This window comes from Variovorax sp. P4_B10 (genome assembly GCF_056402375.1).
In genome coordinates, this window is sequence record NZ_JBFUHN010000020.1 from 72,443 (window position 1) to 85,433 (window position 12,991).

Sequence of the window (12,991 nt, forward strand, 5' to 3'; positions counted from 1 at the left end):
CCCATGATCTCCTCCGAACTTCTCCCGATCTGCATCGCCGGCGAATGGCGCCTGGGCGGTGGCGACGTCTACGAAAGCCTGTACCCAGCCACCGGCGAGCCCATCGCGCGCCTGAAGGCCGCGAGCCTGGCCGACGTCGAGGAGGCCATCACGCGCGCCGACCACGCCTTCCGTACCAGCGGCTGGGCGCAGCGCCTGCCGCACGAGCGCGCGGCCGTGCTTCACCGCGTGGCGCAGCTGATCCGCGAAGAGGGCGAGTCGCTCGCGCAGAAGCAGCGCCTGGACAACGGCAAACCCATCAATGAAACGCGCAACCTCGTGGCCAGCGCGGCCGGCACCTTCCAGTTCTTCGCCGCCGCGCTGGAGACGCTGGAAGAAACCATCACGCCCTCGCGCGGCGCCTTCGTCACGATGAGCGTGCACGAGCCCATGGGCGTGGTTGCGGCCATCACGCCGTGGAACTCGCCGATTGCGAGCGAAGCACAGAAACTGGCGCCCGCGCTGGCCGCCGGCAATGCGGTGGTCGTGAAGCCCGCCGAGGTCACGCCGCTGATGGCGCTGGAACTGGCGCGCATCTGCGAGAAGGCCGGCGTGCCGAAGGGCATCGTCAGCGTGCTGCCGGGCAAGGGCTCGGTCATCGGCGACGCGATCACTCAGCATCCGCTGGTCAGGCGCGTGTCGTTCACCGGCGGCACCACCACCGGCAAGCACATCGCGCACATCGCGGCCGACAAGATGATGCCGGTGTCGCTGGAGCTCGGCGGCAAGTCGCCCACCATGGTGCTCGACGACGCGGACATCGACCATGCGGTGAACGGGGTGCTGTACGGCATCTTCAGCTCGTCGGGCGAGTCGTGCATCGCGGGCTCGCGCCTGTTCGTGGCGCGCGGCATCTACGACGAGTTCCTGACGCGGCTGGCCGAAGGCGCCAATGCGTTGCGCGTGGGCGACCCGGCGTCGGAGCAGACGCAGATGGGGCCGCTCATCACGGCCAAGCACCGCGAAGGCATCGAGCGCTACGTGGACCTCGGCGTGTCCGAAGGCGGCCGAATTCGCACGGGCGGCGTACGCCCGCACGGCGACGGCTATGACCATGGCTACTTCTACAGGCCGACCATCATCGAAGGCCTCGACAACAGCGCGCGCACCAGCCAGGAAGAAATCTTCGGCCCGGTGCTCGTCGCGATGCCCTTCGACGACGAGGAATCACTGATCGCGCAGGCCAACGACAGCGTCTACGCGCTCGCCGCCGGCATCTGGAGCCGCGACTTCAAGCGCGCCTGGAAGCTCGGCCGCGCGGTGCAGGCCGGCACGGTCTGGGTCAACACCTACAAGCAGTTCTCCGTCTCCACGCCGTTCGGCGGCTGGCGCGACAGTGGCCTCGGCCGCGAGAAGGGCCGCGAAGGCATCTTCCAGTACATGGAGCAGAAGAGCATGTACTGGGGCACCAATGACCAACCGCTCCCGTGGGCGAACTGAAGAGGACACCACCATGAGCGTTCTAGGCATCGACCAGATCACCTACGGGGCAGACGACCTGCCCACCTGTCGCCAGTTCTTCGAGGACTGGGGCCTCGCGCTGAAGTCGGAAGCGGCCGATGAACTCGTTTTCGAGTGCCTCAACGGCTGCAAGGTGGTCGTCGCGGCGTTGGACAAGGCCGGCCTGCCACCCGCGATGGAAGAGGGCCCGACGCTGCGCGAAGTGGTGTGGGGCGTGGAAAGCGATGCGGACCTCGACCGCTATGCCGCCGCCATCGCGCAAGACCCGGCCTTCTTCGACAGCACCGTCGATGGCGCACGCCGCATCGGCTGCATCGACCCCAACGGCCTGGCCGTGCGCCTGCAGGTCAGCCGCAAGCACGCGGTCGAAGTCGACTGTGGCGCCATGAACACCTGGAACGCCAAGCCGCGCGTCAACCAGGCCGCGCCGATCTACGAGCACGCGACGCCCATCGAGGTCGGCCACGTGGTGTTCTTCGTCAACGACGTAGTGGGCACCAGCGCGTTCTACGCGCAGCGTTTCGGCTTCGTCTCGTCCGACAGCTACCCGAACCGCGGCGCCTTCATGCGCTGCGCGGCGGAGGGCGGTCACCACGACCTGTTCCTGCTGCAGATTCCTTCAGGCAAGCGCGGGCTCAACCATGTGGCCTTCACCGTGCGCGACATCCACGAAGTCTTCGGCGGCGGCCTGCATTTCTCGCGCTGCGGCTGGGACACGCAGCTGGGCCCGGGGCGGCACCCGGTGTCGTCGGCTTACTTCTGGTACTTCAAGAACCCGGCTGGCGGACTCATCGAGTACTACGCCGACGAAGACCAGCTCACCGCCGACTGGCAACCGCGCGAATTCGAGCCAGGTCCGACGGTGTTTGCCGAATGGGCGGTCGATGGTGGGCTCGATGGCAACACCCGCCGCCAGAAGAACGCGGAAGGCCCCAAAGGTGCCTTCCTCACCGAAAAGAAATGAACTGCACGACCGCCATGCAACGACGTTTTTCATTCTCCCTCTTGTTCGCAGCATTGACGACATTCGCCATCGCCTCGCCTGTGCACGCGCAAAGCGACGCACAGAAGCAGCTGTCGAGCGACCGCTTCACCATCGTCTCGCCGTTCCCGCCCGGTGGCCCGGTCGACACGCTGGCCCGCGTGCTCTCCGATGGACTCGCCAAGCGCTACGGCCAGGCCGCAGTGGTCGAGAACCTCGTCGGCGCGGCCGGCAACATTGGCATCGACAAGGTCAAGCGCGCCAAGGGCGATGGCCACACGCTGCTCGTGGTGCCAGCCGGCAACCTCACGATCAATCCGACGCTGATGCCGAACTTCCCGTTCGACATCGAGAAGGACTTCGTGCCCGTCACCATGCTCGCCAAGGCGCCCAACGTGCTGGTGGCTTCGCCGTCGTCGGGCATCAAGAGCGCGAAGGAGCTGGTGGCGCAGGCCAAGGCCAAGCCCGGCACGCTGTCGTATGCCTCGCCGGGCGTGGGCAGCGGCCTGCACCTGGCGGGCGAGCTGTTCAAGCAGCAGGCCGGCATCGACCTGCTGCATGTGCCCTACAAGGGCACGGCACCGGCGCTCAACGACGTGCTCGGCGGCTCGGTGCCGTTGATGTTCAGCAACCTGCCCGCGACCATGCCCTTCATCAAGAACGGCAAGCTCGTCGCGCTGGGCGTGACCGAGGCGACGCGCAGCGCCGCTGCGCCCGACATTCCGACGCTGGCGGAGCAAGGCATCCAGGGCGTGACCGTGACCTCGTGGTACGGCCTGCTGGCGCCCAAGGGCACCCCGCCCGCGGTCGTCGAGCAGCTCGCGAAAGACGCTGCGGAGATGCTGGCCCAGCCCGACGTGCGCGAGCGCCTCAAGGCGCAGGGCATGACAGACGCCGCGATGAAGCCCGCCGCGTTCGCCGCGCACATCCGCGACGAAACGGCCGTGTGGGCCCGAATCATCAAGGCCCGGAACATCGTGGCCGAGTGAGCCGCAGACAAAAAAGCAGAGACAACACCCATGAAGACAAGCGAATCCACCATCGGCATCGTCGGTGCCGGCATCGGCGGCCTGGTGGCTGCCATCGCGCTGCGGCGCGCCGGGCACGACGTCGTTGTGTTCGAGCAGGCGAAGCAGTTCGCCCGCGTCGGCGCCGACATCAACCTCACGCCCAATGCCGTGCGCGCGCTCGACGGCCTCGGCGTGGGCGAGGCGGCCCGTGTGACGGCGGCCCGCCCGTCGCACCGCATCAGCCGCACCTACGACAGCGGCGAAGAAACTTCGCGCCTGGAAATGGCCGACTCGGCCGAAGCGCGCTACGGCGCACCGCAGCTCACCATCCATCGCGCCGACCTGCTCGCTGCATTGGCCGACATGTTCCCTGCCGAACGGGTCGCACTCGACAAGCGTGCGGAGACCATCGCTGCGGACGCAACGGGCGTGAACCTCTCGTTCACCGACGGCACCAGCGCCCGCGTTGGCGCGCTGCTCGGCGCCGACGGCATCCACTCCTGCGTGCGCACCGCGATGTTCGGCGCAGAGAGCCCGCGCTTCACCGGCATCGTCGCCTACCGCGCCGTGGTGCCCGCCGAGCGCGTGGCCGGCGTGCCGAACCTCGGCGCCTTCACCAAGTGGTGGGGCCCGAACCCGCAGAGCCAGATCGTTACCTTCCCGCTCAATCGCGGCAAGGACATCTTCATCTTCGCGACCACCCCGCAGGACACTTGGCACCTCGAGTCGTGGACGGCCCCGGGCAGCGTCGACGAACTGCGCGAGCAGTACGTGGCCTACCACCCCGAGGCGCGTGCCTTGCTCGATGCCTGCGACACGGTGCTGAAGACCGCGCTGTACGAACGCGACCCGATGCCCGCCTGGACCGCAGGCCGCATGGCGCTGCTGGGCGACGCCGCGCACCCGATGCTGCCTTTCATGGCGCAGGGCGCCGGCATGGCCATCGAAGACGCTGTGGTGCTGGCCCGCCACCTCGAAGGCGTGGCGATGGCCGACGCGGTTGGCGCGCTCCGGGGCTACGAGAAGACGCGCATAACGCGCGCCAGCCAGGTGCAGCTCGGCTCGCGCGGCAACAACTGGCTGCGCGAAGGCGGCAACGCCGACTGGGTCTACGGCTACGACGCCTGGGCCGTGCCGCTCGGTGCGCCTGCCATGGCCGCAGCCTGATTTCATTTCACCTCACTCCTCGGAGGCCCACGATGCAACAAGACCGCTATCTCCAACCGCACCAGGCGCGCCAGCGCCCCGCGACCACCTACGAAGACCTGCTCGGCGACGTGATCGAGCGCGCCTTTGCCGACGGCATCCACGACCTCGCAGGCCTGGTGCAGCGGCTCAACGACAGCTGCCTCGCCACGCCCGGCGGCCAGCCCTGGACCGAAGCGCTGTACCGCAAGGAAATGGCCGTGCTCGGCGCCTGAGCAGAGACAGACAGAGAGAGACCACCATGACCATCGCCATCACCCCCATCGCCGCAGACCCGGTCGATCACCTGCTCGAGATCGGTCTCAAGGACCTCTGGTACCCGATCTGCCCCTCGCACTTCATCAAGGAGAACCCCCTCTCGCTGCGCCGCCTGGGCCGCAAGCTCGCGCTGTGGCGCGACGGCGAAGGCGTGCTGCATGCGCTCGAAGACCGCTGCCCGCACCGCGGTGCACCGCTGTCGCAGGGCGTGGTGCTGGGCGACCGGCTCTCGTGCCCATACCACGGCGTCGAGGTGCGCCATGACGGCGTCGTCACGCGCGTGCCCGGCAGCCCGGGCTGCAAGCTCGAAGGCTCGCAGGCCACGCGTCACTTCCATGTGCAGGAGCGCGCCGGTGCCGTGTTCCTCTACAACGCGAAGGAGTCGGTCGACGTTCCGCCGCCGCTGGTGCTGCCCGAGCAGCTCACGGACGACGCCGAGTACGCGAGCTTCCTCTGCTACACCGAGTGGAAGGGCGACTACCGCTACGTGCTCGACAACGTGATGGACCCGATGCACGGCACCTACCTGCACAAGCAGTCGCATTCGATGGCCGAAGGCGACTCGAGCGCCAAGTTCGGCATCCGCCCGACCGACATCGGCTTCGTGTTCGAGAAGGAAGGCCAGCGCAACGTCAACTTCGACTGGACCGAGTGGGCCGACACCGGCATCCACTGGATGCGCCTCGAAATTCCGTACCCGAAGACCGGCGGCCCTGGCGGCAACTTCATCATCGTCGGTGCCTTCTCGCCGGTCACGAAGGGCGTGACGGCCACCTTCTTCTGGCGCGTGCGCAAGCTGCCGCCGGGCTGGGAGCGCGACACCTGGCGCTTCCTCTACAAGAACCGCCTGGAGGCGCGCCACTGGCACGTGCTGGAGCAGGACCGCGTCATGCTCGAAGAGATGGAGCCCGACGCCAACCAGCACGAGAACCTGTACCAGCACGACCTGGGCATCGTCCGCCTGCGCCGCCACATGCGCGGCCTCGCGCAGGCGCAGCTGGCCGAAGCCACCACGGCCTGACCGGAAGCGAGCATCGCCATGTCTTCTCCCACGCTGAACGCCCTCGTGCACACCATGCGCTACGAGGCCGACGGCATCGTCAGTGTCGAGTTCCGGCCGGCCACGCCCGCCGTGGACTTTCCCGCCTTCGAGGCCGGCTCCCACATCGACCTGCACCTGCCCAACGGGCTGGTGCGCAGCTACTCGCTGTGCAATCCTTCCAGCGACCGGCAGCGCTATGTGGTCGGCGTGCTCAACGACCGCAAGAGCCGCGGCGGCTCGCGCTATGTGCACCAGCAGCTGCGCGTGGGCATGACGCTGCCGATCTCGGCGCCGCGCAACAACTTCAAGCTGCAGGAGGGCGCCGACCGCTCGGTGCTCGTGGCCGGCGGCATCGGCGTGACGCCCATCTGGTGCATGCTGCAGCGCCTCGTGGCCATCGGCAAGCCGGTGGAGCTGCTGTATTGCGCACGCACCCGCAAGGAGGCCGCCTTCTGCGACGCCATCGAGGCGCTGGCCAGGGAAAAGTCGGTGCAGCTCACCTGGCATTTCGACGACGAGAAGGGCGCGCCGCCCGACCTCGCGGCGCTGCTGGCCGGCAAGGGCGCCACCAGCCACTACTACTGCTGCGGCCCGACGCCGATGCTCGACGCGTTCGAGAAGACCTGCGAGCGGCTGGCCTACGCCAACGCGCACATCGAACGCTTCGCTGCCGTGCATGTGGAGGCGCCCAGCGCCACGCAGGGCTGCGTGGTGCATTGTGCGAAGAGCGGAAAGAGCGTCGAAGTGCCGGCAGGCAAGTCGATTCTCGACAGCCTGATCGACGCCGGGCTCAACCCCGACCACAGCTGCAAGGAAGGCGTCTGCGGCGCCTGTGAAACCTCTGTGCTCGAAGGCGAAGTCGATCACCACGACGGCATCCTCACCAAGATCGAACGTGCGTCCAACAAGACCATGATGATCTGCGTCTCGCGCTGCAAGGGCGAGCGGCTGGTGCTCGACATCTGAGGCCCACGGCCAGAAAAACCACCCCGAAAAATCCGATGAAAAAATACTTGATCACGCTGGCTGCGGCCAGCGCGGCTGGCGGAGCGCTGGCCCAATCTTCCCTCACGCTCTTCGGCGTGGTCGATGCGGCCGTCACCTACACGAAGGGCAGCGGCGACGGCTCGGCCCACAAGACGCAGCTGACCAACAGCGGCAACATGTTCAGCCGCCTCGGCTTTCGTGGCACCGAAGACCTGGGCGGCGGACTGTCGGCCAACTTCTGGCTCGAGATGGGGCTGCAGAACGACAGCGCAACGGGCTTTCCCTCGAACTCCAACAACCAGGCGAGCGGCAATGGCACGGCGGGGGTGCTGAGCTTCAACCGCCGTTCGACCGTGAGCCTGGCAGGCCCGTTCGGCGAAGTGCGGCTGGGGCGCGACTACGTGCCCGCCTTCTGGAACACGGCCATCTTCGACCCCTTCGGCACGGGGGGCGGCATCGGCGCCAACCAGATCTACTTCTCGGGCCTCGGCGGCCTGGTCGCACCCACCGGAACGCGCGCCTCGAACAGCATCGGCTACCTGCTGCCGGCCAACCTGGGCGGCTTCTACGGGCAGGTGATGCATGCGATGGGCGAGAACGATTCCACCTCGGTGCTGCCGGGCACGCGGGTGTCGAACAAGCACGACGGCGAGCACACCGGCGCGCGCTTCGGCTACCAGAACGGTGGCCTCAACATCGCCATTGCCACCGGCCGCACGCGCTATGCGAGCGGCGACCTGCGTGTGACCAACCTCGGCGCGGCCTACACCTTCGGCCCTTCGCTCATGAACCTCAAGCTCACGAGTGAGTTGTACAAGGAATCGAAGGGCAGCACCGACGCCGAGGGCGCGCTCATCGGCTTCCAGCTGCCCATCGGGCCGGGCGAGATCAAGGCTTCGTATGCGCGCTACAAGCTCGAACCCGTCAACGCGACGCTGAAGCCCACCTCGTCGAAGCTGGCCATCGGCTACGTGCACAACCTGTCGAAGCGCACCGCGCTGTATGCGACGGTGGCACGCATCGGCAACAAGAACGGCGCTGCGCAGGCGCTCTCGGGTGCGATCACGGCGCCGAACCGCGCTTCGAGCGGCACCGAGTTCGGCATGCGCCACATGTTCTAGGCGCCGGCGCAGCAGCAGCAACACCCCACCGGCTGGAGAGGCCATGCAGAGCAAACACTTTCGTTGGTACGGCGTCGTCACCCTGTTCGTGATCGTCGCGATCTCGTACGTGGACCGCATCAACATCGCGGTGCTGATCACAGATGCCGCGTTTTTGAACCACGTGGGCCTCGCGGCGGACGACCGGGTGAGCCAGGGCTTCCTGGCGACGGCGTTCATGCTCGGCTACGGCGTGTCGGCTTTCGTGCTCACGCCGTTCTGCTCGGCGCTCTTCGGTGTGCGGCGCAGCCTGATCTACGGGCTGGTGCTGTGGGGCGTGGTGACCTGGGCCTCGCCGATGCTCGACAGCTACGGCCTGCTGCTGGCCTCGCGCGTGTTGCTGGGCGTGTCGGAAGGGCCGCTGTTCTCGCTGGCTTCGTCGTACATCAAGGCGCATTTCCAGAGCCACGAGAACGGCAAGCCCAATGCGCTGGTGAACATGGGCACGGGGCTGGGCCTGGCGATCGGCTATCCGCTGGTGGGCTATCTGCTCACGCAGTTCGCTTGGGACAGTTCGTTCCACGTGCTCGGGGTGCTCAACATCGCGCTCGGCATTCCGCTGGTGCTGGCCTTCGTGCGCATGCCCGCCGGACACGCCGACGGCGTGAAGCCGTCGTCCCTCGGCGAGGCGATGGCGCGCGTGGGCGGTATCGTGAAGGGCGCGCTGCACACGCGGCACCTGTTCCTCATCACGCTGCTCACCTCGGCGGCGCTGGCCTATCTCTGGGGCAGCAGCAACTGGCTCCCGACCTACCTGCGCGAGGCGCGCGGCTTCTCGCTGCGCGAGATGGGCTGGATCGCTTCGATGCCGCAGTACGCCACGGTGTTCGCGGTGTTCACGGGCGGCGTACTCATCGACAAGCTCGGGCGCGATCGCGTGCCGTTCATCTTCATGGGCGCGAGTGTGGGCGTGGCACTGTCGGTGCTCATGGCCATCAATGCGCGCGATCCGTATGTGGCCGCGAGTTGCCTGGTGGCCGCCAATTTCTTCTGGGGGCTGCAGAGCCCGGCGATTCCCAGCACGGTGCAGCATTGCTCGCGGCCCGAGCACACGGCCAGTGCCTTCGGCGTGACCAATGGTGCGGGCAGCCTGGTGGCGGGCTTCATGCCGGCGCTGATGGGCGGCGTTATCAGCGCGGTGTCGCACGGCTCGGGCGCATCGGGTGCATCGGGTATGGCCGTCACGGCCGCTTCGTCGGCCGCGGGTTTCTTTGCGGGCTTTGCGCTGCTCATCGGCACGCAGGTGGTGGTGTTTGCCTGCGGCCTGCTGCTGTGGTGGCGCGAGCGCACGCACCGCGTGGCTGCAGTCTCTGGTTCACAGCTTTCGTAGCGTTCACCGCCGCTTGAACCTTCGTACTGTGGCCGTGATGTCACAGCGAACGGGTCCGATTTTCGTCATCTGCGTGAGCAGGTGTTGCAGCCACAGAACCATCTTCGTATCGCATGGCATGCATTGCATGCCATGACGCCATTCGGCTTATCGTGCGCGAACAATTTGAGAGCGAAAAGTTCCGCGAGTCGTTGAGATGTCGCATTCGATCAGCTACAACTGGCGCACATCAATGGACGAGGGAATGCGCGTGATATCAACGAGAAGAGCCGCAAGAAGTCTGATCCCGACGACCACAGTCCGTGTCGTTTCTGCTGCGCAGCAACGGCCGGCGCCGATGCGCGGGCGCTAAGGCACACCACCCAGCCTCAAGGCCACCCCCGCATCCGATCCACCCGCACATCGACGGGAATGGAATCCATCACCCCTCGCATCCTGGGGCCACCTGCATCGCCTGCGGTGTGGCCCGGCGTGGCACGTTCGTGCCGCGCCGGCTGGAGACAAATCCCGGCGTGATCGTGTTGTCCTGACGAACGTGTTGTTCGCCGGGAGGGCGCGGTGCTGCCTGTTCGAAGCGTTGTTCATTCCATCACCGCGCGTGTCCGCGCATCACCGGCTATCCGCCGATGCGTGCAGGGCAGCGCATGTCCTTACCAAAAGGCGATCATGAAGAAACTCAGCAATCCCCTCGCGAAGCATCTTGCCATCACCGCAGTGACCCTTGCCGTGCTCACGGCATGCGGTGGCGGAGGAGACAGTGGCTCTTCGTTCGGAGCCGGCGCCGGCGCTGGCCTGTCGAGCCCGATCACGTCGGCCCCCGCATCCGACGGTACGGGCGCGGCCAAGACACCCGACGACGGCGTGCCCGCCGCGCCGGCCGCCATTGCCGCGGTCGACAAGTCCGCGAAGCCGATGGAACTGCCCGACACCATCTGGCCGAGCAACTACAAGCTGTGGTTCCGTCCCGATGCGGCGCTCAAGACCTTCGTGGGCCGTGGCGACGTGGAGATCGAGGTGCTCAAGCCGGTCGACGCCATCGTCGTCGCCGCACACAACCTGAACTTCGCCAAGGGCCGCACCACGCTGCGCAAGGTGTCGAACCCCGGCGAGGCGATCCCGCTGATCCCGACGCCGCAGACGCTGGGCGACTTCGTGCAGTTGCGCCTGAACGACGGCCAGATTGCGAAGGGCAAGTACCTGCTGCACATGGAGTGGGACGGCAAGATCCAGTTCTCCGATGCGGAGTACTGCCCGCCCGCGGAAGTGGCGCGCAACCCGTTCTGTTCGGCCGCGACCGGTGTCTTCAAGGTGGGTCTCTCCACGCCCGAGGGCGTGAGCAGCGATGCCATCGTGACGCAGGGCGAAACCAACTATGCGCGGCAATGGTTCCCGGGTTGGGACGAGCCTGCCTTCCGCCACACCTTCGAGATCTCGGCCGAAGTGCCGGGCGACTGGAAGACCGTGTCGAACGGCGCCGAGAAATCCCGCGTGGTGCTGCCCGACGGCTACCAGCAGGTGTCGTTCGAGAAGACGCCCTCGATGCCGATGTACCTGGCCTTCTTCGGCGGCGGCAAGTTCGACATTCTTGCGGACACCTTCAAGAACCCGCTCGACGGCAGCGACATGCCGCTGCGCTGGTTCACGCCGCCGGGCCGCTCCACCTGGGCCACCTTCGCGATGGAGTGGACCAAGGTGTCGATGGACTACTACTACAAGTACACCGGCATTCCGCTGCCCTTCAAGAAGTTCGACACTGTCGCGGCCAACGACAGCTACGACAACAAGCCCAACACCGGCTTCGGCGGCATGGAGAACTGGGGCTCGATCTTCGAGTTCGCCGACCGGGTGCTGACCAAGCCCGGCGACACGCCGACGCTGTACTCGGTGACGGTAGTGACCCATGAGGTCGCGCACCAGTGGTTCGGCGACCTGGTCACGCTGGACTGGTGGGACAACGTGTGGCTCAACGAATCGTTCGCGCGCTGGTTCGAACGCCGCACGACGATCAAGTTCCACCCCGAGTACTACAGCTTCTCCGACTATGTGCTGGACAAGCACAACGTGATCGTGGCCGACCTGAAGAGCACCGCGGTGCCCGTGCAGCGCAACCTGAACGATGCGGGTTCGTTCGGCTTCATCAGTCCGTCGATCTTCGTCTACAACAAGGGCAGCCATGTGCTGGAGACGATCCAGAACTACATCGGCGAAGAGGCGATGCAGAAGGGCCTGCAGATCTACCTGAAGGACTACGCGTTCGGCAACGTCACGCCCTCGCGGCTGTGGACTTCGCTCGAGAAGGTGACCGACAAGAAGGTCAGCGAGATCGGCGACAGCCTCATCCGGCAGACCGGCATTCCGTTGCTGACGGTGGACGCCCAGTGCGCCGGCGACCGCACCTACGTGAACATCACGCAGGAGTCGTTCCCCAACCAGAACCAGTTCCCGGCCTCGACGTGGACCATTCCCGTCACGCTGGCGTATGGCGATGCGATGGAGAAGCGCAAGACCTTCGTGATGTCGAACAACGCCACGCAGCTGGACCTGCCGGGTTGCACCGCGGTGCTGGCCGGGCCGACGGGGCAGGACTACTACGTGAGCAACTACAGCGCGCAGTCGTGGAGCGACCTGCTGGCCAAGGCGCAAGCCTTCGCGGACAACAAGCCGCTGCTGCTCAACATCGAGCGCGACGCCTTCCGCCTGCTGTCGGTGGGGCGCATCACGCAGGCGCAGTACGACCAGATCAAGGGCGTGCTGAACCTGCCGGCGCCGCTGCTGGCCAAGACGCAGCTGAGCCAGCAGAAGATGGCGGCGGTGGACGCGGGCGGGAAGGAAGAGTACCCGCACGCGCTGCGCTTCCAGGGCAGCCTGAAGCTGCGCGAGAACGACAAGCGCTGAGCCTCGTGACCTAAGCATGATGCCGACCGGGCGCGTCCTGACAGGCGCGTCCGGTGGCACATGCCTCACACCATGACCATCATGAAAAATCTACTCAAGTACATCGTGGCGGGCGCCTGCGTTTCGCTGCTGGCGGCCTGCGGTGCGGGCGGCGGACCCGAGGCCGAGCTGGTCGGCGTCTATGCCATCAAGAAGAACGGCGCACTCAAGGAGGTCGTCAAGATCGAGCGCCAGGGCGACCGCTACATCATGCGCGACAAGGTGCGAACGCCTGAGTGGAGCGAGCCCAAGATGCAGATGCAGCCGGTGACGCGCGAGCGTTGGAACAGGATCACCACGGACAGCGAGAACACGGCCTTCGTCGGCGTGTCGAGCGACCAGCTCGCGATCTTCAAGGTGCCGTCGGGGTGGCAGAAGAACGACTTCAAGACCGAGACGGGCTACTTCCTGTTTTATTCGCAGGGGCCGGTGGAGGCGTACAAGCTCTGACGGGATTGTTCGGGGCGTCGCTGTTCAGGGCGCGATCCCGCCGACGGGGTACCTTGCTCCGCGAATGTCCCCCGGCGCGGCCTATGGCCGCATGCCTCCTCCTTTATTTCGCTGCGCAAGGCACCCCATCGG

General features: G+C 66.6%; 11 protein-coding genes. All 11 read left to right on the forward strand.

Annotated features, from left to right (window positions below; translation table 11 throughout):
* Positions 1 to 3: 3 nt before the first annotated feature.
* The gene (locus tag AC1DXX_RS12150; RefSeq protein ID WP_478134451.1) at positions 4 to 1,479 is read left to right on the forward strand and encodes an aldehyde dehydrogenase; all 1,476 of its coding nucleotides are present in this window, start codon (positions 4 to 6) and stop codon (positions 1,477 to 1,479) included.
* 13 nt (positions 1,480 to 1,492) lie between these two features.
* The gene (locus tag AC1DXX_RS12155; protein ID WP_478134452.1) at positions 1,493 to 2,464 is read left to right on the forward strand and encodes a VOC family protein; all 972 of its coding nucleotides are present in this window, start codon (positions 1,493 to 1,495) and stop codon (positions 2,462 to 2,464) included.
* A 14-nt stretch (positions 2,465 to 2,478) separates the two neighbouring features.
* Positions 2,479 to 3,471 (forward strand): Bug family tripartite tricarboxylate transporter substrate binding protein, encoded by a 993-nt coding sequence (locus AC1DXX_RS12160; protein ID WP_478134453.1) that lies wholly within the window; start codon positions 2,479 to 2,481, stop codon positions 3,469 to 3,471.
* 30 nt (positions 3,472 to 3,501) lie between these two features.
* Positions 3,502 to 4,659, forward strand: a complete 1,158-nt coding sequence (locus tag AC1DXX_RS12165; RefSeq protein ID WP_478134454.1) for an FAD-dependent monooxygenase — start codon at positions 3,502 to 3,504, stop codon at positions 4,657 to 4,659.
* A 32-nt stretch (positions 4,660 to 4,691) separates the two neighbouring features.
* Positions 4,692 to 4,913, forward strand: coding sequence for a recombinase-like helix-turn-helix domain-containing protein (locus AC1DXX_RS12170; RefSeq protein ID WP_478134455.1), 222 nt, complete (start codon positions 4,692 to 4,694; stop codon positions 4,911 to 4,913).
* A 26-nt stretch (positions 4,914 to 4,939) separates the two neighbouring features.
* Complete coding sequence (locus tag AC1DXX_RS12175; RefSeq protein ID WP_478134456.1) at positions 4,940 to 5,977, forward strand: Rieske 2Fe-2S domain-containing protein; 1,038 nt, start codon at positions 4,940 to 4,942, stop codon at positions 5,975 to 5,977.
* A gap of 18 nt (positions 5,978 to 5,995) precedes the next feature.
* Positions 5,996 to 6,964, forward strand: coding sequence for a PDR/VanB family oxidoreductase (locus AC1DXX_RS12180; RefSeq protein WP_478134457.1), 969 nt, complete (start codon positions 5,996 to 5,998; stop codon positions 6,962 to 6,964).
* 35 nt (positions 6,965 to 6,999) lie between these two features.
* Positions 7,000 to 8,106, forward strand: coding sequence for a porin (locus AC1DXX_RS12185; RefSeq protein ID WP_478134458.1), 1,107 nt, complete (start codon positions 7,000 to 7,002; stop codon positions 8,104 to 8,106).
* A gap of 43 nt (positions 8,107 to 8,149) precedes the next feature.
* On the forward strand, positions 8,150 to 9,475 hold the full coding sequence (locus AC1DXX_RS12190) for an MFS transporter (protein ID WP_478134459.1): 1,326 nt from the start codon (positions 8,150 to 8,152) through the stop codon (positions 9,473 to 9,475).
* Between the two features lie 666 nt (positions 9,476 to 10,141).
* Positions 10,142 to 12,370 (forward strand): M1 family metallopeptidase, encoded by a 2,229-nt coding sequence (locus AC1DXX_RS12195; RefSeq protein ID WP_478134460.1) that lies wholly within the window; start codon positions 10,142 to 10,144, stop codon positions 12,368 to 12,370.
* A 72-nt stretch (positions 12,371 to 12,442) separates the two neighbouring features.
* Positions 12,443 to 12,859, forward strand: a complete 417-nt coding sequence (locus AC1DXX_RS12200) for a hypothetical protein (RefSeq protein ID WP_478134461.1) — start codon at positions 12,443 to 12,445, stop codon at positions 12,857 to 12,859.
* The last annotated feature ends 132 nt before the right edge of the window (positions 12,860 to 12,991 follow it).